General features: G+C 72.1%; 19 protein-coding genes. 8 read left to right on the top strand and 11 right to left on the bottom strand.

The window, feature by feature from the left end:
- Positions 1 to 28 precede the first annotated feature (28 nt).
- Positions 29 to 811 (top strand): nucleotidyltransferase domain-containing protein, encoded by a 783-nt coding sequence (locus tag PBV52_RS11210; protein WP_274238167.1) that lies wholly within the window; start codon positions 29 to 31, stop codon positions 809 to 811.
- A gap of 323 nt (positions 812 to 1,134) precedes the next feature.
- A complete protein-coding gene (locus tag PBV52_RS11205) occupies positions 1,135 to 3,087 on the top strand; it encodes an FUSC family protein (RefSeq protein WP_274238166.1) in 1,953 nt (650 codons plus the stop codon).
- A gap of 134 nt (positions 3,088 to 3,221) precedes the next feature.
- Here the strand turns inward: PBV52_RS11205 and PBV52_RS11200 are convergent, their stop codons facing one another.
- The gene (locus tag PBV52_RS11200; protein WP_274238165.1) at positions 3,222 to 4,181 is read right to left on the bottom strand and encodes an endonuclease/exonuclease/phosphatase family protein; all 960 of its coding nucleotides are present in this window, start codon (positions 4,179 to 4,181) and stop codon (positions 3,222 to 3,224) included.
- Between the two features lie 152 nt (positions 4,182 to 4,333).
- On the opposite strand from PBV52_RS11200, the gene PBV52_RS11195 reads away from it, so the two are divergent.
- Both PBV52_RS11195 and PBV52_RS11190 read left to right on the top strand, forming a co-directional pair.
- Complete coding sequence (locus PBV52_RS11195) at positions 4,334 to 5,698, top strand: amidohydrolase (RefSeq protein WP_274238164.1); 1,365 nt, start codon at positions 4,334 to 4,336, stop codon at positions 5,696 to 5,698.
- A 220-nt stretch (positions 5,699 to 5,918) separates the two neighbouring features.
- Positions 5,919 to 6,104, top strand: a complete 186-nt coding sequence (locus PBV52_RS11190) for a hypothetical protein (protein WP_274238163.1) — start codon at positions 5,919 to 5,921, stop codon at positions 6,102 to 6,104.
- Between the two features lie 47 nt (positions 6,105 to 6,151).
- Here the strand turns inward: PBV52_RS11190 and PBV52_RS11185 are convergent, their stop codons facing one another.
- The 3 genes from PBV52_RS11185 to PBV52_RS11175 all read right to left on the bottom strand — a co-directional run bounded on the left by PBV52_RS11185 (position 6,152) and on the right by PBV52_RS11175 (position 9,271).
- Complete coding sequence (locus PBV52_RS11185) at positions 6,152 to 8,095, bottom strand: ABC transporter ATP-binding protein (protein WP_274238162.1); 1,944 nt, start codon at positions 8,093 to 8,095, stop codon at positions 6,152 to 6,154.
- A gap of 115 nt (positions 8,096 to 8,210) precedes the next feature.
- Complete coding sequence (locus PBV52_RS11180; protein WP_274238161.1) at positions 8,211 to 8,645, bottom strand: hypothetical protein; 435 nt, start codon at positions 8,643 to 8,645, stop codon at positions 8,211 to 8,213.
- On the bottom strand, positions 8,636 to 9,271 hold the full coding sequence (locus tag PBV52_RS11175) for an ATP-binding protein (protein WP_274238160.1): 636 nt from the start codon (positions 9,269 to 9,271) through the stop codon (positions 8,636 to 8,638). The genes PBV52_RS11180 and PBV52_RS11175 overlap by 10 nt, the downstream gene beginning before the upstream one ends.
- 246 nt (positions 9,272 to 9,517) lie before the next feature.
- Between PBV52_RS11175 and PBV52_RS11170 the strand changes: the two genes are divergently transcribed.
- From PBV52_RS11170 to PBV52_RS11160, 3 genes are all read left to right on the top strand, one after another.
- Entirely contained in the window at positions 9,518 to 10,378 is an 861-nt protein-coding gene (locus PBV52_RS11170; RefSeq protein ID WP_274238159.1) for a helix-turn-helix transcriptional regulator, read from the top strand.
- Entirely contained in the window at positions 10,379 to 10,633 is a 255-nt protein-coding gene (locus tag PBV52_RS11165) for a DUF397 domain-containing protein (RefSeq protein ID WP_062703874.1), read from the top strand.
- Positions 10,634 to 10,710: 77 nt separating this feature from the next.
- The gene (locus tag PBV52_RS11160) at positions 10,711 to 11,499 is read left to right on the top strand and encodes an SAM-dependent methyltransferase (RefSeq protein WP_274238158.1); all 789 of its coding nucleotides are present in this window, start codon (positions 10,711 to 10,713) and stop codon (positions 11,497 to 11,499) included.
- Positions 11,500 to 11,522: 23 nt separating this feature from the next.
- On the opposite strand, the gene PBV52_RS11155 is transcribed toward PBV52_RS11160, so the two are convergent.
- From PBV52_RS11155 to PBV52_RS11140, 4 genes are all read right to left on the bottom strand, one after another.
- Positions 11,523 to 12,227, bottom strand: coding sequence for a dual specificity protein phosphatase family protein (locus PBV52_RS11155; protein ID WP_274238157.1), 705 nt, complete (start codon positions 12,225 to 12,227; stop codon positions 11,523 to 11,525).
- 191 nt (positions 12,228 to 12,418) lie between these two features.
- On the bottom strand, positions 12,419 to 13,345 hold the full coding sequence (locus PBV52_RS11150) for a hypothetical protein (protein WP_274238156.1): 927 nt from the start codon (positions 13,343 to 13,345) through the stop codon (positions 12,419 to 12,421).
- Positions 13,342 to 15,741: a PEP/pyruvate-binding domain-containing protein gene (locus PBV52_RS11145; protein ID WP_274238155.1), complete on the bottom strand. Its 2,400-nt coding sequence runs from the start codon at positions 15,739 to 15,741 to the stop codon at positions 13,342 to 13,344. The genes PBV52_RS11150 and PBV52_RS11145 overlap by 4 nt, the downstream gene beginning before the upstream one ends.
- Positions 15,742 to 15,985: 244 nt before the next feature.
- Positions 15,986 to 17,491: a PLP-dependent aminotransferase family protein gene (locus PBV52_RS11140; protein ID WP_274238154.1), complete on the bottom strand. Its 1,506-nt coding sequence runs from the start codon at positions 17,489 to 17,491 to the stop codon at positions 15,986 to 15,988.
- 47 nt (positions 17,492 to 17,538) lie between these two features.
- Between PBV52_RS11140 and PBV52_RS11135 the strand changes: the two genes are divergently transcribed.
- A complete protein-coding gene (locus tag PBV52_RS11135) occupies positions 17,539 to 18,060 on the top strand; it encodes a carboxymuconolactone decarboxylase family protein (RefSeq protein WP_274238153.1) in 522 nt (173 codons plus the stop codon).
- Positions 18,061 to 18,111: 51 nt separating this feature from the next.
- On the opposite strand, the gene PBV52_RS11130 is transcribed toward PBV52_RS11135, so the two are convergent.
- The 3 genes from PBV52_RS11130 to PBV52_RS11120 form a co-directional block, all read right to left on the bottom strand.
- Positions 18,112 to 19,599 carry a glutamate synthase subunit beta gene (locus PBV52_RS11130; RefSeq protein WP_274238152.1) on the bottom strand — a complete coding sequence of 496 codons (1,488 nt, stop codon included), beginning with the start codon at positions 19,597 to 19,599 and terminating at the stop codon, positions 18,112 to 18,114.
- A gap of 189 nt (positions 19,600 to 19,788) precedes the next feature.
- A complete protein-coding gene (locus PBV52_RS11125; RefSeq protein WP_274238151.1) occupies positions 19,789 to 20,268 on the bottom strand; it encodes a DUF1772 domain-containing protein in 480 nt (159 codons plus the stop codon).
- Between the two features lie 277 nt (positions 20,269 to 20,545).
- Complete coding sequence (locus PBV52_RS11120) at positions 20,546 to 21,241, bottom strand: DUF2293 domain-containing protein (protein ID WP_274238150.1); 696 nt, start codon at positions 21,239 to 21,241, stop codon at positions 20,546 to 20,548.
- Positions 21,242 to 21,387: the final 146 nt, after the last annotated feature.

The following is a 21,387-nucleotide window of genomic DNA, read 5'->3' as shown; positions in this document are numbered from 1 at the left end:
GGCGGCAGGGCTACGTACGCTGCCGCGCATGCCCTCCCACACCGACCCCGCCTCCCACACCGACTCCGCCTTCCTCGACGCCGTCGCCGACCGCCTGGCCGCCCTCCCCACCGTCCGGGCCGTGGCCCTCGGCGGCTCCCGTGCCCAGGGCACCCACAGGCCCGACAGCGACTGGGACCTGGCGATCTACTACCGGGGCGCCTTCGATCCGGCCGACCTCCGCGCGGTCGGCTGGGAGGGCGAGGTGTCGGAGGTCGGCGGCTGGGGCGGAGGTGTGTTCAACGGGGGTGCGTGGCTGACGATCGACGGGCGGCGCGTCGACGTCCATTACCGCGATCTCGACGTCGTGGAGCGGGAGTTGGCGGAGGCGGAGGAGGGGCGGTTCCGGGTGGAGCCGTTGCTGTTCCATCTCGCGGGGATTCCCAGCTACCTGGTAGTCGCGGAGCTGGCGATCAACCAGGTGTTGCGGGGTGCGCTGCCGCGACCGGCCGGCTATCCGGAGAAACTGCGTCGCGCGGCGAGCGAACGCTGGTTCGGCACCGCCCGGGCCACGTTGGCGTACGCGAAGGCCAACCATGCCCCGGCGGGCCGCCTCACCGAGGTCGCGGGCGCGGTCGCCACGGCCGCCGTGCAGACCGGGCATGCGGTGCTGGCGGGGCGGGGGGAGTGGGTGACGAATGAGAAGCGGTTGCTGGAGCGGGCGGGGTTGCGGAGTGTTGACGGTGTCATCGGGGCGCTGGGGGTGCGTCCTGATCAGTTGGGCGCGGCGGTCGCGGAAGCGGAGGTGCTGTTCGAGCGGGCGATGGGCTGAGGGGCCCTCAATTCGACTGCGGCGTTGATCCTCTCGGCCGTAGCCGTCGGCACTCTGCTCGCTGGCCGACACGGTCGCCGAAAAGCTCGCGGCGACGACCGGCACACTGCGGCTCTCTCCGCGTGGCCCTCTCTGTGCGGCTCCCCACGCGGGCTTCCGTAGTTGCGTTCATAAAGAACGTGGCGTTTCCACGTATCGTCACATCCCCGAAACGTCAGCGTCCCATCCCCTCCAAGAGCCCGCCCTACCGTGGACACCACAGCCCGAAGCCCGGCCACCGTCGCCCGAAGGCACACCCCCGCCCTCGCCCCGACAGGAGCCCCGTGTCCCGCCCCGCCCGCCGTGCAGCCCCGGTCCTCACCCTTCCGCCCTGGCTCGCCCACACTCTCCGCACCCAGCGCGGACCCGTTCCCTGGAGTGCGGTCGTGCGAGGGGCGTTGGCCGCCGGGCCCCTGCTTCTCGCCGCGGTCCTCGCCGACCGTGTCTCCCTCGGCGTCGTAGCCGTGATCGCGGCCATGCTCGCCGGCATCAACGACCGCCCCGGCAGCCGCCGTGTCTCCGTCAAGCGGCTCGGGGTGCCCGCGCTGGCAGGGGCGGCCGGGCTGTTCGTCGGGACGTACGCCGGGGAGCACATCGGTGCCGTCCCGCTCACGCTCCTCCTCACCGGCCTCGGGCTCTTCGCCGGCGGCATCAGTGCCGTCGGACCCGTCGCCTCCGGCGCCGGTACGCAGTTGCTCGTCGCCTCCGCCATCGGGGCCGGGATGCCGTTGCCGGATGCCGGGTGGCAGCGGGCGCTCGCCTATCTCGCCGGTGCCGTATGGCTGCTCGCGTTGCGGCTCGTGCTTCCCACGCCCGGTTCCCTCGCCGGCGACTTCCGGTTCGACGGGGAGCGGGACGCCGTCGCCGCCGTGTACGACGCCGTCGGCGAGCTCCTCGACGCCGCGGGCACCGAGCGGGCCACCGCCCGGCGCGTCGCGCTCACCGCCGCCCTCGATCACGCGCAGGACGCCCTCACCGGGCCCCGGCTGCGGCGGTACGCCTCCTCGTCCGCCGAGCGGCGGTTGCACGCGCAATACGCGGCCGCCCTTCCCCTCGCCGAGGCCGCCACCGCGCTCGCCTGGGCCGGGGAACCGGTGCCCGCCCGGGCCTCCGAAGGCCCCCGGCGCCTCGCCGCCGCCGTACGCGGCAACGCGCACACCGGCCCCCTCCCCGCGCCCTCCCGGACCGCGCCCGCCCTGCGCGCCCTCGACGACGCCCTGCTGCATGCCGCCGAGGCCTTCGACCGGGGCGAGGGCAACAGCGACGACCTGCACACCCGGCGTCGTACGGCAAAGGACCTTCGCCGAGCTGTGTTCGGGGCCGGGGGCAGGGAGTACGGGCTGCGCGTCGCCCTGTGCTTCGGGGCCAGCGCCGCCATCGCCCAGGCCCTGCACCACACCCAGTGGTACGGGCAGCACGAGCACTGGTACTGGCTGCCCGCCACCTCCGTCTTCCTCGTCAAGCCCGACCTCGGGCCGCTCGTGTCCCGGGTGCTGTGCCGGGCTGCCGGCACGGTGCTGGGAGCCCTCCTCTTCGCGGGCTTCGCGGCCGTGCTGCCCCGGCCGGAAGGGCTCATCGCGCTGGTGGCTCTCAGTGGTGCCCTCATTCCCGTGGCCACTCGGCACTTCGCCGCCCAGACCGCCGTCGTGACCGTCCTCGTGCTCGCCCTGGTGATGGTGGGCGGCGAGCCGCAGGCCTCCGCGAGCCGGATCGGGGAGACGCTGCTGGCCTGCGCGATCGTGCTGGTCGTGGGGCATCTGCCGATGCCGGGGCAGCGGGGCGGGGGTGTGCGAGCACGGCTCGCCGCGGCCAACCGGGCCGCACATGCCTACCTCGCGCATGTGCTGCGCGAGTCCGACGCCCGTACCCCGCTCCGGTCCGAGGCCCATGACGTGCCGGACGGCGGTGACCCGGCCCGTTCGGGCGACCGTGCCCTCCGTTGGACCCTCCGCCGCGAGGCCTACCGTGCGCTCGCCGAGGCGCGGGCCGCCATCGCTCTGGCCGCCGCGGAACTGCCCGCGCTCGCCCGGCACACGGAGGGCGCGGACGAAATCGTTGCCACCCTTGAGCGGCTCGTCGACACGACCACCGCGTGCGCCGTGCACCTCGACGACTCGGGCCGGCTCACGCCCTGGCACACCGCCCACCTCGCCGAGTTGCTGGAAGAACTCGCGCAGGAGCGCGACCGGGTCGGGCTACCGGGCCCCGAAGCCCCCGAGGTGCCGCTCGCCGGCTGACGTCGGCGCGGTGGCCCGCACCGCAGAGAGGCTGCTCCCCGCGCCGGTGCCGTTCAGGTCGGGCGTTCCGGCCACCGACCCCACGACTCGGACCCTCGACTCCACGACTCGGCCCCCTCGACCCCTCGGACCCCTCAACCCCCGACCCGTACCCAGACCGGCGCGTGATCCGACCCCGCCTCACCCCGCCGCTCCGCCGGATCCGCCCCCACCGACGGCAGCTCCGGCGAACCGGCCCCAGGCAACCCCGTCCCCGTCCCCGCCCCCGTCACCCGGAGGACCAGACGGTGGCTGCACAGTATGTGGTCGATCAGCTCACGCCGCCCCGAGTTCACCCGCGAGAACCGCTGCTCGGCGGGGATCAGCGGCGCCACGTTCCACAGGCGGCCGGCGTCGCCCTTGTCGGCCGTCCTGAAACCGGACGTGCCGATCTCCGAGCCGGGCGGGCCCAGCAGGATCTGCGTGGTCGCCGCCTGCACCTCGTCGTTGAGGTCGCCGAGGACGGCCACGTCCCGCCGACGTCCGTCACCGGCCAGCAGCACGTCCGCCAGCGCGCGCAGCGCCGTCGCCTCCGCCGCGCGCCGGTGGAGGGCGTATGCGCCGTAGCGGGCCCGTTCGCCCTCGTCACGGGGGAAGAAACGATCGCCCGGATACGTCAGCAACTTCGACTTGAGGTGGGCCACGGCCACCCTCAGCGGCCCGGTCTCCGCCTCCGTCTCCACCGCGAGGAAACCCCGGCCCGCCTCCGAGACCGTCACACCCTCGTCGGCCGCCTGTACCGGGTTCAGCTTCGCCGGGAACGCGTTCGTGTCGTGCAGGACCCGGAGCTCCGTACGGCTGAGAAAGCCGACCCGGATGCCCCGGCCGTCCGGGTGCTCGGAGAGCGCGACGTGCCAGTCGCCCGCCAGCATCCCGACCAGGTCCCGCAGGGCCTCCGGCTCCCCGACCTCCTGTATGCCGAGCAGTGCCGGGTCGAGTTCGGTGATGACCGCGGCCAGCGCGGCGAGCTTCGTCTCGTACGTGGCCTTGTCCTTGGGGCCGAACTCGCCGCCGGGCCGGTAGAGGTTCTCCAGGTTCCAGGTGCCGAGGAGCATGCCGGGCTCCTTCCAGAAGCCGCGGGCCGTCAGGCCGCCGAGCGAGCCGTGGTGAGGCCAGCGTGCCCGTGCGTCAGGTCCGTGCGACAGTCCCGTGACCGGATGCGCGGTTCACCTCACGCGACCCGACGACCGCGTCGTACGTTGGCGTGATGACGCCTTCTCCCGCAGAAGCTCCCGCCGACCTCGTCATCACCGGCTGCACCGTCCTCGTGCACGACGATCAGGAGCGGATCGGGTTCGAGGAGGATGCCGCGATCGTCGTACGAGGCGGAGTCGTCGAGGCCGTCACGACCGCCGGCGCCGTGCGCGACCGGCCCGCCGTCGAGCGCCTCGACGCGTCCGGCCAGGTCGCCCTTCCCGGTCTCGTCAACTGCCACACCCACGCCCCGATGGTCGCCCTGCGCGGTGTCGCCGAGGACCTGCCCACCGAGGAGTGGTTCAACGACGTCGTCTGGCCCGTCGAGTCCAACCTCACCGAGAAGGACGTGGAGCTGGGGGCGCGGCTCGCCTGCGCCGAGATGATCCGCGGCGGCGTCACCTGCTTCGCCGACCACTACTTCGCGATGGACGCCGTCGCCGCCGTCGTGACCGAGTGCGGGATCCGTGCCCACCTCGGCGAGGCCTACTTTTCCTCCCAGGGACCTCAAGGCCGGGAGAAATCAGTGGAGTTCGCGCTACGGCAGCGCGGCGGCGCCGACGGCCGTATCACCACCGCCCTCGCCCCGCACGCCCCCTACACCGTCGACGACGCCGACCTGGCCGCCACCGCCGAACTCGCCCGCGAGCACGGCCTCCCCGTCCACCTCCACGCCTCCGAGAACCGCGACCAGGCCGAAACCAGCCTCGCCCGCCACGGCGTCACCCCCATCGAGGTGCTCCGGCGCACCGGAATCCTCGACGTGGACGTCCTCATCGCGCACGGCACCGGCATCCTCGACCGCGACCTGCCGGTCCTGGGGAATGCCTCCGGGCATACGGCCGTCGCCACCGCTCCCCGCGGCTACCTGAAGTTCGCCTGGCCCACCACCACACCCGTACGCGCCCTGCGCGACCTCGGCATCCCCGTCGGCCTCGCCACGGACGGCGCCGCCTCCAACAACTCCCTCGACGTATGGGAGTCGATGGCGCTCACCGCCCTCATCCAGAAGTCGACCACCGGCGATCCGCGCTGGCTGACCTCCCGTCAAGCCCTGCACCACGCCACCCTGCAGAGCGCCCGCGCGGTCGGACTCGGTGACGCGGTCGGCAGCATCACACCCGGCCGGCGCGCCGACATCATCCTGGTCGACCTCACCGGCCCGCACACCCAGCCCGTCCACGACCTCGCCGCCACCCTCGTGCACAGCGCCCGCTCCTCCGACGTCCGCACGACGATCGTCGACGGGCGGGTCCTGATGCGCGACCGGGAGCTGCTGACCATCGATGTCCCCGCGGTGGTAAGGGAGCTGGGGGATCGGATGCCCTCGCTCCTGGACCGCAGTCACGGCAGGCGCATCCAGGAGTACGGCACATAGTCCGAGGTCCGTCGGCTTCGCCGACGGCCCTCACCGATCCGTGATCACGATGAGTACGGCGAGTGACACGGGGCGTAGTGGCTGATCATCGAGAGTGAGCGGTCGCTCACACATCGCGGTGAACGAGTGTCAACTACGTCTCAGTCCCGTCACCGGGCGAGGCGTTTCACCTCCGGCAGGCGTTAACTCCTACAAGTACGACGCTTACTGGAGGTGCAGGATGGTGAACGGGCGAACAGTGCTCGAACGCTTTCCCGCGGGCGGGCCGCGGGGATCGTGGCCCGCGGAGGAGTTCGCACACGCGCGGCGCATGGAGGGTCTGGACGCCGAGGTCGTCATGGACCTCGCGACGGACGCGTTCCTGGTGATCGTCCGTGGTGACCTCGCGGCTGACGCCGCCGCGTGACACGTGACATGAGGGCCGGGGCGCTCCCTGCCGGGCCCTCGTGCTGATCAGCCCGCCTTCGGGGCGGGCACCCGTGTCGTGAACTGCTCCGCCTGGAGCGAGTACAGCTCGGCGTAGACACCGCCGGTGGCCAGCAGTTCGTCGGGCGTGCCGGACTCCACCAGCCGCCCCTGGTCGAGGACGTGCACCAGATCGGCATGGCGTACGGACGCCAGCCGGTGGGTGATGAGGACGACCGTCTGCCCGGCGGAGGCCAGCGCGCGGATCTTCTCGAAGACCTCCAGCTCGGCCCGCGCGTCCAGGGCCGCGGTCGGCTCGTCCACGATCAGGATGTGGCCGCGCCGGTAGGCGGCCCGGGCGATCCCGAGCCGCTGCCACTGACCGCCGGACAGCTCGTGCCCGCCGCTGAAGTGGCGGGCCAGCAGGGTGTCCAGGCCACGCGGCAGATCGGCGACCACGTCCTCGGCCCCGGCCTCGGCGAGCGAGGCGGCCAGACGTTCCTCGGTGAGGGGCGCGGAGGAGCGTCCGACGGCCACATTGACCCGGGCGGTGAACGGCCAGCGCTTGAAGTCCTGGGCCACCATCGCGATGCGCTCGGCGAGTTGGTGCCGGTCGGCGCCGGCCGCGTCGACGCCGTCCCACAGGATCCGGCCCCGGTCCGGGACGTACAGGCCCGCCAGCAGCTTCACCAGGGTCGTCTTGCCGGAGCCGTTCTCGCCGACCAGCGCGACGATCCGGCCGAGGGGGAGGGTGAGCGTGACGTCGTCGAGGGCGGGGCGGGCGGATTCGCCGGGGTAGCTGAAGGTGACGTTCTCGAAGCGGACCTCCCGCGGGTCTTCCGGCAGGGCGGCCCCACCGACCGGAATCGCCCGTTCGGCCGCCTCGACGTACAGCCGCTGCAGATCGCCCACGAAGAGGGCCTCCTCGTGGAGGGCGTTGACCTCCAGGACGAGGGTGTCGAGGCTCGAAGAACCGGTGCGGATGGCGATGACGGCCGTGCCCGCCACCGAGAGCGCCATCGCGTCGGCGAGCAGCAGCCCGCCCAGCGTCGCGTACGTCGCGACGGTCGCGAGCCCCGTCCACGCCGCCGCGATGAGCCCCGTACGCGCCGCCAGCCGGGCCAGCCGCGCCTGCTCCGCCTCCGCCGTCTCCGACATGGCCCGGTAGTGGCGCAGCAGGAACGGCCCGACGCCGTGCACCCGGATCTCGGGCGCGGCAGCGGGCTCCGTCAGCAGCCCGCTGATCAGATGGCCCGCGCGGGAGTGCTGCACCCAGGTGTGGAAGGACTCGTAACGCCGCCGTGCGTTGGTCAGGGCGCTCCAGGCGCTGGGCAGCGTCATGGTGGCGAGGAGGGGGAGCAGGGCGGGGTGCAGCACGGTGAGCACGCCGGCCGCGGCGATCAGCGAGATGGCCGCGTTCACGACGCGCGTGCTGTACGCGATCATGCGGCGGGCGGACCCGGCGCCGTACTGCGCGGTGTCCAGCAGCTTGTGGAAGGCGTGGTCCTCGATCGCGGCCAGCTCCACGGCCGCCGCCCGCTCCAGATACAGCTCGGTCGCCACCCGCTCGACCTTGGGCTCCAGGCGCCCGGTCGCATACGTCGAAGCGGCCCGCAGCAACGTCGAGACCACCATCACGACGGCCATCGCGACGAGCGCGGGGACGGCACCCCGTAACCGCTCCTCCAGCGCCCCGCCCCCGATCAGCCGCCCCAGCACACTGTTCACGGCGAGCAGCCCGACCGCCTGTCCCAGCCCTCGCCCCACCTCGGCCACCAGCACGGTCCGCGCGGCCCGCCGGTCGGCCTGCCAGGCGAGCCGGAAACTCGACGCCAACAGCGACGGCAGCCGCGTCACCATGGCCCGCAAGCTCAGCTCCAGAAAGGCGTCCCGATGCTGATTCCACCCCATGTCGTACCGCAGGGGACCCCCGAAGAGCAGCCGCTCCGACTCAGAAACCCCGGCTCCACCAGCACCGCGCTTCTTTCCCACGCTAGCCCCTCCCCCGACCGCCCTCGTGGCGGAGGGCCACTATGGCGGGGTGGGGGCGTTCGGGGGAGGGCGCGAATGGGGGCGGGGGGTATGCGCGGGCGTACGCCCGTTTCAGTCACGCGCTGATCTGCCGAGACCACGTAGGCGTGGTCCCCGTCACCCGGCACAACGCCACATACAAAGGAATCGGCGGCGTATAAGGAACCGTCCCGGACGGCCGATGAATCAGCCTAGGGGTGTCCAGCACCACCGCCCCCGTCGTGTACCGCACAGCCGCCGGCCACTCCAGCGCGTAGTCGGAGTCGGACGGCACAATCCACCACCAGTGCACGTCGTCGGCGTACACGCACCCCACGCGAGGCAGTCGCGGCAGGACCAGCGGCCCGAAGCGCGCGGGAACAGCCACCGCGTCGCAGCCCAGCGGCGCCGTCATGCCGTCGGGAAAGGGCAGCCGCCGAGGAACAGCAGCGGAGCGCATACCGCGGCGGAGCCGGACCAGCGAGTCCAGGCTCAGCACCTGACCACCGCCGGACGCGCCGCTCACAGCCATGCGGACCCCGTTCCCCCACCGTGCCGCGCCTGCGCTTCGTCCTCGTCGCCCGAACCCCCGGCTGGACCCGGCTTGGGCCGGGACCCCCACCCGAGGTCGTTGTGCGGCCCAGTGTCCCCATGGGCGGTGTCCGGGAACCCGGCGGCGCGCCGCAGATCCGCCCAGACGACCAGCCCGGCCCCCTGCTCCTGGGTCCCCCAGGCGTGGCAGAGGGCGTCGATGAGAAGCAGTCCCCTCCCGTGCTCCTCCTCGGGTCGCGCCGCCAACGGATGGGGCTCACCCGGCGCGCACCCTTCGTCGCGCACGGCTATGCGTACCAGCTCGGCACCATCGCGCAGCTCACACACGATGTGCTCGCTCGCGGTGTGCACGATCGCGTTGGTGACCAGCTCGGACACGACCAGAGTCGCCGTGTCGCAGGTGTCCTCGCATACCGCCCAGCCGTTCAGCCGAGCCCGGGTCAGACGTCTGGCCTGCGCGGGAGAACCCGGATGCGCGGCCAGTTCGAAGCGGAACCGGCGCTCGGCGGCGGCACCCCGCTGGGGCCCGACTGCCGGGGCGGCACCGAGACCGTGGGGGGCCGCGGCGTCTGTTCCTAAGGGCGGGGACGGAATCACGCTTGCCACTATCGCCCCGCCGTGAACACTTGGCAAGTGTCACTCTGAAAATTGCAGAGTGCTGTGTGACGCGGTGGAAGGCCGTGGCACACTGCTCGCAACAGCATGTCGAGCGGCGCCAGTTGGGATCGCCGAGGATCCACCGGTTCACTGGTTCACCGGGGTCTTCGAATAGGTCTTCGAATGGCGCCGTCGGCCTGTCGGGATTCATCGGGATTCAATCGGCCTGTCGGTACTCATTCGTGGAGGTGGAGCGTGAGTGAGCCACGGTCCGCGCCGACGGTCGGTCAGGTCGTCCTCGGTCGGCGCCTGTTGGACCTGCGGGAGCGCGCCGGACTCAAGCGTGAGGAGGCCGCCCGTATCCTCCGCGTCGCCCCCGCCACGGTCCGCCGTATGGAGATGGCCGAGGTCGCGCTCAAGATCCCGTACCTCCAACTGCTCCTGAAGGCCTACGGCGTCTCCGACGCGGAGGCCGACGGCTTTGTGCAACTGGCCGAGGAGGCCAACAAACCCGGCTGGTGGCAGCGGTTCCACGACATCCTGCCCGGCTGGTTCTCGATGTACGTCAGCCTGGAGGGCGCCGCCGGCCTCATCCGGTCCTACGAACCCCACTTCGTGCCCGGCCTGTTGCAGACCGAGGACTACGCGCGCGCAGTGATGAGGTCGGGCGCCATCGGCCAGACCAGCCCCGACGACATCGAGCGCCATGTCGCCCTGCGCATGCAGCGCCAGCAACTGCTCACCCGTGAGGACGCGCCCCGGCTGTGGGTCGTGATGGACGAGACCGCGCTGCGCCGCCAGGTCGGCGGCCCGGAGGTGATGCGTGCCCAGCTCGACCGGCTGCTCGAGGCCACGAAGCTGCCCAACGTGACGCTGCAGGTGGCGCCGTTCGCGAACGGGCCGCACCCCGGCACGTACGGGCCTTTCGTGCTGTTCCGATTTGCCATGTCAGAACTGCCGGACATGGTCTACAGCGAGTACCTGACCGGCGCCGTCTACCTCGACGCGCGCACCGAGGTGGCGACCCATCTCGAGGTCATGGACCGCATGGCGGCGCAGGCCGCTACGGCACATCGCACGAAGGGGATCCTCCGGGATCTCCGCAAGGAGCTGTGAATGGATCGCATCAAGCCGCGCATACACGTCTACAACGGCATGCCCGCGCGGGACTTGGGCAGCGAGGGCTGGCACAAACCGTGGAGCGGCGGCAACGGCGGCAACTGTCTGGAGGCGATGAAGCTCGCCGACGGCCGGATCGCCGTGCGTCAGTCGACCGATCCGGACGGTCCGGCGCTGATCTACACCACGGACGAGATGACGGCGTTCATCGAGGGCGCCAAGGCGGGGGAGGCGGACTTCCTCCTTTCCTGAGCCACTTGCCTGTCTCTCGCACAACTTCCTTTACTTGGTGCTTAGTTGATAATCCATTGCGTTTTACGGAGTGCCCCATGATCGAGATCGACACCAGCAAGCCGCATCCCGCGCGGATGTACGACTGGTATCTCGGCGGCAAGGACAACTACCCCGTCGACGAGGCCATGGGGAAGCAGATGCTCGCCCTCGACCCGCGCGTCCCGGTGATGGCGCGGGTCAACCGCGCGTTCATGCACCGCGCCACCCGCTGGCTCGCCAAGAGTGGCGTGCGCCAGTTCCTGGACATCGGCACCGGAATCCCGACCGAGCCGAACCTCCATCAGATCGCCCAGCGGATCGCCCCCGACGCGCGCGTCGTCTACTGCGACAACGACCCCATCGTGCTGGCCCACGCGGCGGCCCTGCTGCGCGGTACGGACGACGGTACGACCGAGTACCTGCAGGCCGATGTGCGCGACCCCGACGCCATCGTCGAAGGCGCGAAGAAGGTCCTGGACTTCAGCCGTCCGGTGGCCCTTTCCCTCGTCGCGCTGCTGCACTTCGTCTCCGACGAGGACGGCGCGCACGAGCTGGTGAGCCGGCTGCTGTCCGAACTCCCCTCCGGCAGCTACCTGGTGGTGACCCACGCGAGCGCCGACTTCACTCCCGAGGAGTCGAAGGCGGCGACCGAGAAACTCAAGGCGGCCGGCGTCACCCTGGCCCTGCGCTCCCGCGAGGAGTTCACCCGCTTCTTCGACGGCCTCGAACTCGTCGAGCCCGGCGTCGCGGTGCCGCACCACTGGCACCCCGAACTGGGTGAGCCCGTACCCGGGCAGGATGACGGGGTCATCCCCGGGTACGGGGCGGTGGGGCGCAAGCCGTAGTTCTTCCTACGGGGTCGTTCTTCTTACAGGTACGACATCATGCGCCGCGGAGCGTCCACCAGGCGGCTGAGGGCCACCACCGGCAGCGGGGGCTGCTCCACCTTGGCCGGGCTGAGGTTCAGCCCGTAGTAGATCTGCTCGATCGACGGCGGGCCGACCGCGAGGTTGCGTCGGACCGCCTGCGACGGCGACTCCTCACCGGTCTTCACGAGGTACGCAGCGACCATCGCGCCCGTGCGGCCGACACCCGCGCCGCAGTGCACGAACACCGGGCCGGACGCCGACGAGACGACGCCGAGGAAGCGCTGCACCTGCTGGGGCGACGGCGTCTGCCCGTCACGGATCGGCAGGCGTACGGTCTTCAGCCCGGCCTTGCCCGGTTCGGCCAGCTCGGTCGCGCTCATGTGCTCGGCGCGCAGGTCGACGACGGTGGTGATGCCCATGCTCGCCAGTGCCCGGTAACCGGCAGGGGAGGGGGCGGAGCCGCGCCACAGCCGACCGCTGCTGTCCACCGGCTGGAAGTGGTTCACGCCCTGGACGGAGCGCGTCCCGGCCGGCGCCGAGGTCTCCTCGCGGGCCAGGTACGACAGCCCCAGGATGCTGCCGGCGCCGGCTGCCCACAGGGCGATGTAGCCGATGACGATGCCGAGGAGGATCCGTAGGGCGCGCCGTGACAGGGGGCGCTTGTGGAGAGCGGGGGAGGGCAGGGTTGCGGTGAGGACAGCCATGGGCGACCCGGGGGGCTAGGGGACGGGGTCGTTGGAATCGTAACCCGGGGTTTGTGATCAACTGGGTGATAAGTCCGTTTTGTGCGATTAGTCTCACTTGGCATGTTCAATTACTCGGTGCACGCAGTCGGACGGTCACGGTGCGTGGGGCACGGGGCGCGAGCTGGTCGGTCACGGTGCGTGGGGCGCGGTCAGCCCTCGTCCGCCTCCGCGTCGCCGACGCCGAGCACCGTGAGGTGGGCGCGCTCCAGGGTCGCGTCCTCCAGGCAGCCGCGCAGCCGCATGAGGTCGTGCTCGGTGAGGGCGGGCCGTACGACCCCGGCGTACGTGCCGTCCCCCAGGTCGCCCAGGCTGGCGTGCCGCAGCGGTGCGGCCGTGGAGTGCCGGCAGCTCTCCCAGATCTGCTGTGCGGCCAGAGCCTTCCCGTCGGACGACATGTCCGTGCCCCGCAGCTCGATCTGGACGACCACGGAGGTCGCCTTGTTCTCGTTGGCCTCTTCCTTCCTGGTCTGGGTGAGATCGGCGAGCCCCACGACCAGCGCGGCGACCAGGGCGGCGCCGACGAGGGTGACGGTGGTGAGACGTGCGGTACGGCCCCGGGAGGTGCCACCGGCCACCGGTGGCAGGTCCTCCAGATCCTCCAGGTCCTCCGGCGCTGCGGGGTCGGGTGCGGCGAGCACGGCCAGCCGCCCGGCCAGGCGCCGCTCGGCGGGTTTCGCCGTGGCCGACGCGACCTTCTGCACCACCCAGGCGAGCCCGGACAGCACTACGCCGGCCACCATGAGGACCGGCACGAAGACGTACGCCCGGTCCGCCGGGTCCTCCAGCCACCGGAACCGCCTCTCCTCCCGCGCCGCGGCCGGCTCGCGCAGCCGCGTCAGTACGTCCTCCTGGCGGGCGTCCAGCTCCCGCTGCCGCCGGTCGGTGTCGCGCAGCCGCTGCTCGATCCGGTTCAGCCGCCCCAGCGTCGCCAGGCCCAACAGCATCACCTCGACGACCAGCAGCAGCACCCCGCAGATCATCGCCCGCTGCCACTGCCAGCGGTACAGATAGACGACCAGGTAGGTGCCCGCGCCGGTGGCGACCAGCGCTCCGAAGACGTACGCGATCTTCCTCATGGCGCGTCCCCCAGTCGTACGTCACCTGCCGTTCCGTCGACGGTGAGCCGGGAACCGGGCGGGAAGCGGCGTACGGCGTCGGTGGCGCCGACGACCGCGGGGAGCCCGAACTCCCTTGCCAGAACGGCCAGATGGGACAACGGGCTGCCGGTCTGGGCGACCAGGCCGGTGAGGCCGGGCAGCAACGGGGCGAGCGCGGGGTCCAGGGTGCGCACGACCAGGACGGCGTCCGTCGGCCGAGGGCCCGTCCCGTCCCACACGGTTCCGACGACGCGCCCCGCTGACACGCCCCGTACACCGTCGCCCCGGCCGTCTTTCCGTTCGGCGACGACGACCTGACCGTCCGCGAGCCGGAAGGCGTCCGGCAACGGCGGTGACTGGGCCTGCGGCACGCGCGCGTGGAGGTCGTCGGGCAGGGTCCCACCGTCCAGCAGGGCGGCCAGCTCCGCCCACCGCAACAGCCCGACACGCTCCATGCCGACCCCCAGTCGCCGCGCCACCTCCCGCACGAGCCGCACCTGCAGTTCCTGCACCCAGCGGATGCGGAGGCGGAGGGCTTCTCGGGGTGGGAGGGCGGTGAAGGAGGGGGAGTGGGGGGTGGTGGAGCTGGTGGGCGCGGTGGGGTGTGGGGTCAAGGGGCGGGAGAGGGCGGCGGTTATCGAGTGGGGAGTGGTGTGGGTGGCTGTGGCTGATGCTGCGTGTGGGGCGGCGTAGATGGCGAAGGCCGCGCTCGTGGGGGTGCCTCGCTGTGACCGCTCGGGGCGGGCGGTGCCGTTCGCTTTGAGGGCCGGGGTCGGTTCGACCTGGCTCGGGGCGGCCGGTGCCGCCTGGTCGGAGGCGGTCGTCGCCGGTGCCGCCATTGCCGTCGCCGTAACGCCCGGCAGTCGCCCCCGTCCGCGCAGGCGCGGGGCGGTGAGGGTCAGGATCACCGGGTCCGTGGCGACCACCTGGTCGTCGGGGATGCCCAGGGCGCGGGCCTCGGCCAGGGCGGCCAGGGCCGTGCCGGCCGCGGTGCGGCTCTTGGGCGGTTCGTCGAGGAGGGCTCCCGCGAGGGCCTCCTGGGCGTGCAGGGAGACCAGGACCCGGCGGGCCCAGCGGAGCTCCGTGGCCAGGGCCGAGCCGGAGAGCCCGGTGGGCGACGGGATCTCGGCGAGGCGGCGGTCGACGTCCGCGGCGAGGTCGGTCGCCAGGCCGGGCAGCGCGGACGCGAGGCGGCCCACCCGCCAGGCCGCGGTGAGCCGGCGCGCTCCCGGCGCCGGGTTGAGCAGCGCGAGCCACCGGTGCCGCGGCGGCACGGCACCCAGGAGCCGCAGATCGGCGGCGGCGCGGCCGGTGACCGTCGTGACCACCGGCACGGAGTTCAGCAGCCGGCGCGGCGCGCTGCCCCCGATGTCGAGCGCGGCGGCGAGCCCACGGGCCATCGGCGCCACCCACAGGTCCTCCTCCAGCGGCGCCAACTGTTCCGGCAGCGTCTCCGCCACCGGACCGGGCCCGAGCAGGCGCGCCCCGCGTGCCGGCCGAGCCGTCATCGCGGTGATCGGCCGGCTCTGGAACAGCCACAACCGCCCGTCCGCGTCGAACCCGAACTCGATGTCCTGCGGCCCGCCGAAGACCCGACGGACCTGCCGCGCCAGCCGCGCCAGCCGGAACAGCTCGACGCGCGTGAGCAACGAGCCGCCCCCCTCGGACGAGGCTCGCAGGCCGCCTGAGGGCTCGGCCGGCGGACCGCCGGAGGGCTCCGTCGGGCCGTCCGAAGTCTCCGTCCGCAGGAGCCGTCCGTGCCCGCTCAGCCAGTAGTCGGTGCCGGCCTGCGCCCCACTGACCAGGCTGTCCGGCCCGCCGCGCACCGCGCTGACCAGCATCCGGTCGGCCCGCCCCGCCACCGGGTCGGCACCGAACATCACCCCGCCGACCCGTGCCGTGAGCATGGGCTGCACCAGCACCGCCATCGGTGCCGTGGACCCGTCGGACCGGTGTGCCGAGTCGAGCACGGTCTGTACGGCCCTACGAAAGTCCCGCCAGCCACGCACGTCGAGAACCGAGGCGAACTGACCGGCCAGGGACGACTCCTCGGTGTCCTCCTGCGGCGAGGAGGACCGTACGACGAGCGGGCGGGTGCCGCCGTCGGAGAGCTCGTCCCAGGCGCGCCGCAGGGCGACGGTGTCGCGTACTGCCTGGTGCGGTATCACGAAGCCGGGGAGCACGGGCAGCCCGGCGCGGGCCGCGCGGGCGAGGTTCGCGGCCTTGGACCCCATCAGTCCGGGAAGCGCGCTGCCGGGCCGGTCCAGCGGGGCCATGGCCGGGCCGTACGTCTCGGCCTTGCCCGGCGTGACGTCGTCCCGGAGTTCGTCCCCGTCGCGCGCACCTTCTCCGTGACGTTCATCGAGCGTCGTCATCGAACACCCTCCAGGACCGACCGCCAACAGGGGGGACGCGCTGGGGTGGCCCTGCGCCTGACGACGGAACGAAGGATGGGGGCGAGCCGCTGCCGTCCCGGGTCCGGGTACGACGACTACACGCCTCCTGCTCCGATGATCCCACTCCTGTTCGGATACATGTAGCCCGGAAGTCATCTTTCGGACACATGCGAGAACAACTCAGAATGCGACCGTATGCCTGTAATGAGAGATATATCCAGATTCAGTGGCCTTCGCCCGGCGGTAGCACCCCGCACAGTGCCTCCAGCGCGGCCCCGTAGGCGTGCTCCGAGGGTGTCGCGTATCCGACGACGATGCCGTCACGGATCGGCATGGCCGTCTCCGTGGCGTCCGGATGTCGGAACTCGGCGAGGCCGTCCAGGGCGATGCCCTGCCAGGTGGCAGCCTTGACCGTGGACCGCTCGGTGCCGGGCGGCAGCCGCAGCACCGCGTGCAGTCCGGCGGCGACACCGGTGACCTCGACGTGCGGCGCGTGCGTGGCGAGCGCCGCGACGAGGCGGTCGCGGCGGCTCCGGTACCGCTGTCGCATCCGCCGGACATGACGGTCGTATGCCCCGCGGGCCATGAAGTCGGCGAGGCTCAGCTGGTCAAGGGTGCTCGCCCACGCCTCGCGCTCGCCCTTGGCCGCGAGCACGTCGTCGACGTACCGCTCGGGCAGGACCATCCAGCCGAGCCGTACCGCCGGCGACAGGCTCTTGCTGACCGAGCCGATGAAGATCACTCGCTCGGGATCGAGCCCCTGGACGGCGCCGACGGGTTTGCGGTCGTAGCGGAACTCCCCGTCGTAGTCGTCCTCCAGAACCACGCCCCCACGCGCGCGTGCCCAGTCGATCACGGCGGCGCGGCGCTCGGGGTGCAGCGGGCCGCCGGTCGGGAACTGGTGCGCGGGCGTGAGCAGTACGGCACGCTCGCGCACCAGCCGGTCGACGCGTGCGCCGTCCTCGTCGAGGGGGAGCGGTACGGTCCGCACGCCCGCGGCGGCGAGGAGTTCCCGGTGGAAGCCCAGCCCGTACGCCTCCACGGCCAGCGGACCGCGCAGCACACCGCCGCCCCCGCCCCCGCCCCTGTCCTGCCCGAACAGCAGCCGCAGGGCGTGCGCGAAGCCGGAGCAGATCACGATCCGGCCTGGCTCGGTACGCACGCCACGCGCGCGTGCCAGGTACTCGGTGAGCGCCTCCCGCAGTTCCACGCGCCCGGCGGGATCACCGGGCCCGAAGACCTCGTTCGGCGCCTGCTGGAGGGCCCGCCGATAGGAGGCCAGCCAGGCAGCGCGCGGGAACGCCGACGCGTCCGGCGTGCCCTGCCGAAGGTCGTGCCGAGGTCCACGCGCGCGTGGAGGTGCCTTACGGGGCACACGCTCGGCGCGCAGGGGTTGGGCGCGCTCGGCCACCCTCGTCCCCGAGCCCTGGCGGGCGGTGAGCCAGCCCTCGGCCACCAGCTCCGCGTACGCATCGGCCACGGTGTTGCGGGCTACCCCCAGGTCGGCGGCGAGCGAGCGGTACGGCGGCAGCCGGGTGCCGGGCGCCAGCCGCCCGCTGCGCACGGCCTCGCGCAGCGCACGGATCAGCGCGGCCCGGTGCCCGCCCGGCCTGCCCGGCCCGGATGACCCGGGTGGCCCGGCTGACCCGGACAGCTCGGATGAGCTGGACAGATCCAGGTGCAGGTCGGCACCGATCCGCTCCGCGGAATTGACCCACAATTTCGCCATGGAAATGCACCCTACAACCGGTCTTTTTGGCCCGTAGGTTGATTCACATGACGACGAACACGATCGACACCAAGCCCGTAGCGTCCATCGCCGAGACCATCAACGAGGCCGAGGCCGCCCGCACCCGCCTCGACTTCGCGAAGTCCGCCCCGAAGGCCTTCCGCGCCATCGTGGGCTTCGACGCCGCCGCCCGTGAGGGCCTGGACCCGGCGCTCGTCGAACTGATCCAGATCCGCGCCTCGCACCTCAACCACTGCGCCTACTGCCTTCACATGCACACCAACGACGCCCGCAAGGCCGGCGAGAGCGAGGACCGGCTGCACATGGTCGCCGTCTGGCGCGAGGCCCGCCACTTCTTCACCGAGAAGGAACAGGCCGCCCTGGCCCTGACGGAAGCGGTGACCCTGGTGGCCGACGGCGGGGTCTCCGACGAGGTCTACGCCCAGGCCGCAGCCCACTTCGACGAAGGGGAACTGGCGCACGTACTGGCCCTGATCCTCACGATCAACACGTGGAACAGGGTGGCGCTGGCGACGGGGAAGGTGGCGGTGACGGACGAGCGGCGTTAGGGCCCGCTTCTCGCACCCGCGATCACTGCCGCTGCCGCTGCCGCTGCCGCGTCAGACAGTCATGGGGCGGTCGTACGGCGAGATCGGCGACGGCAGCCGTGAACTTCCCGTCAGGTAACGGTCGACGGCCGCTGCCACCGCCCGCCCCTCGGCGATCGCCCACACGATGAGCGACTGCCCCCGGGCGGCATCCCCTGCGGCGAACACACCGGGGACGTTCGTGGCGAACCCGGCATCCCGGGTGATCGTGCCGCGAGGCTCCAGCTCCAGCCCCAGCTGGTCGATCAGCCCGTCTTCCCGGTCGGGCCCGGTGAAGCCGAGGGCGAGCAGTACGAGGTCGGCCGGCAGCGTCCGCTCGGTGCCCGGCATCGGGCTGCGCTGCGCGTCCACCTCGGTCAGGTGCAGCGACTGTACGTGTCCGTCGGCGTCTCCCGTGAAGTGGAGCGTGGACGCCGCGAACAGTCGCGCGTCCGCGTCCGCCGCGGGCGCCGTCTGAAGATCGCGCGCCTCCTCGTGCGCGGCCGACAGACGGTAGATCTTCGGGTACGTCGGCCAGGGCTCGGCGTCCTCGTCCCGCTCGGCGCCCGGCTGGGCGTAGATGTCCAACTGCGTCACGGACGCGGCACCCTCCCGCACGGCGGTGCCCAGACAGTCGGCCCCCGTGTCCCCACCGCCGACGATGACGACATGCTTCCCGGCGGCGGACATGGGGGACGTCTCCAGATCCCCCTCGCACACCCGGTTGGCCAGCGGCAGATACTCCATCGCCTGATGGATGCCGCTCAACTCCCGCCCCGCGAGGGGGAGTTCACGCCAGGCCGTGGCTCCCGTGGCGATCACCACGGCGTCGTAGCGCGACCGCAGCTCGGCGGCCCCGATGTCCCGCCCGACCACCGTCGACGTACGGAACTTCGTCCCCTCGGCCTGCATCTGCTCGATCCGGCGCTCCAGATGGTGCTTCTCCATCTTGAACTCGGGGATGCCGTACCGCATCAGCCCGCCGATCCGGTCGTCCTTCTCGTACACGGCGACCGTGTGCCCCGCCCGGGTCAGCTGCTGCGCCGCCGCGAGCCCGGTGGGCCCCGAGCCGATCACCGCGACCGTGCGCCCGGACAGCCGGTCCGGCGCCCTCGGGGGCGCGAAACCCTCTTCCCAGGCCCGGTCGGCGATCGCGCACTCGACGTTCTTGATGGTGACGGCCGGCTGATTGATCGCCAGCACGCACCCCGCCTCGCACGGCGCCGGACACAACCGCCCCGTGAACTCGGGGAAGTTGTTCGTCGCGTGCAGCCGGTCGGCGGCCGCCCGCCAGTCCTCCCGCGACACCAGGTCGTTCCACTCGGGGATCAGATTGCCCAGCGGACAGGCGTCGTGGCAGAAGGGTATGCCGCAGTCCATGCAGCGGTCGGCCTGCTTGCTGATGATGGGCAGCAATGCCCCGGGGACGTACACCTCGTCCCAGTCCTTGGCCCGCTCCTCGACGGGCCGGCGCGGCCAGTCCTGGCGGGGGGTGGTCATGAAACCCTTGGGATCGGCCATGGCCGTCTTCCTTGCGTGCGCGTGTGACGTGTGGGAGCCGTGCGTCATCGGGCGGCACTCTTCCGGCAACGATACGTCTCACGGACCACGTGCGCAGAGTAGGGGGACAGCGCTTTCTCCGGCGGTCGCCACGGGGGTCGCTATGGGGGTCGCTACGAGGGTCACCACGGGGGTCCGGAGAGCAACGGGTCAGCTGAGGGACAGCACGTAGCACAGCGTCGCGGCGGCGGACGCGACCGTGCGGACGTGGTTCCACGCCGTCCACTCGCGCACGTACGTCGGCCAGTAGGCGGCCGCCTCCTGAGTGCCCGCCTCCAGCTTGAGCAGCGCCTCGTTGCGCGGCACGTTCGCCACCATGGTCACCCCGAACGAGCCGAACAGATACAGCGCACTACCCAGCAGCAGCTCCACCGTTCCCTCGTCCGGCCAGAGCACGAACGTCACCACGGCGATCACCGCGCACAGCACCGCCGACCCGACGAACACGAGCATGAACGCCGGCATCAACGCCGTCACGTTGATCGCCTTCATCGCGGCCACGCCCTGCGCGGGCGGCAGCGCGGCGAGCCCACGCATCACGAAGGTCGAGAAAGCGCAGAAGACTCCGGCCACGAGACCGGTCCCGACCACGCCGATCACGATCAGTACGAAGTACGGTCCATCAATCATGTCAACGTCAACTCCCGTATCCCGCCGGGATCCTGCCCGGCTCCCTCCATCACTACCAGTGAAAACGTGCACGAGATCAGTGACCATGGCCGAGCGGCGCGAGCACATACGCGAGCGTCCAGCGGGGCGCAGACGGGTGCTGCGGTGAACGTCGCGCCTTGAGGGAGGGCGCTGGGTAGGGGGCGGTTCGCCCCCAGCGGTTTGTCTACTGGCGGTTTGCCTCCCGGGCCCCGCCGCGGCGGCATCGGCTCGGCTGTTCCTGACTCCGTCGGCACTTTCAGCCGACCCCCGACACCTCCGCCCGCCACCCCCGCAACGTCGTCTCCACCGCCGCCGCGATCCGGCGCCGAGCCTCGTGGCGCGGCACCCCGCTCATCAGCAGCTGGTCGTACGGCGTGTCCATATGCCGTACGGACGCCATGACCGCCGACGTCACCGCCGCCTCGGACAACGCCTGCCCCGCCGCACTCCTCCCCACCCGTCCACTGCCCCGCACCGACGCATGCGCGGCTATGTCCTGCGCCCGGTCCGCCGGACACCCCGGGAACAGCCGCCGTATCTCACCCGCGAACGCCTCCGCGAACCGCACGTCCTCCCGCGCCCGACGCCGGGCGTCCCGCACCCGGCGCCGCCGGCGTGCCTCCGCGTCCGCCAGGCACCGCTCCTCGGCGCGAGCGAGTCCCGCCTCCTCGACGAGGACGCCCTGCCGCTCATAACGGCTCCTGCGTCGGTTGAACCGCACGACCACCGCCGACAGCGCACTCTCCTCCCGTGACCGACGTGTCAACGCCGTGTCGCCGCGCGGCAGAAACACCAGATGCCCGAGGTCGGAACAGTCGAGACACCGCGGCGCACCCTCCTCCAGCACGAGCATCTGCAACGGTCCCGCATGACACTCCGCACACTGCCGCCGCTTGAGGGGCTGGATCACGAGAAGGCCGGTACGGGGCGGGGGAGTTGCGAGGGGCGCCATACGGGGTTCATTCCCCTCGGGGCAGGCCTGGGGAACTCCCTGACCGGGGCAGAGGAGCCGTCTGGTCAGCGTTGGCGACGGCGACGGCGACGGCGACGATGGCGAGGGCGCGGAGCGCGCCGCACCCGTGCCGCGCCGTGTCGCAT

It is taken from the genome of Streptomyces sp. T12 (genome assembly GCF_028736035.1).
In the GTDB taxonomy this organism is placed as follows: Bacteria; Actinomycetota; Actinomycetes; order Streptomycetales; family Streptomycetaceae; genus Streptomyces.
This window is presented reverse-complemented; position numbering and strand designations above follow the sequence as displayed.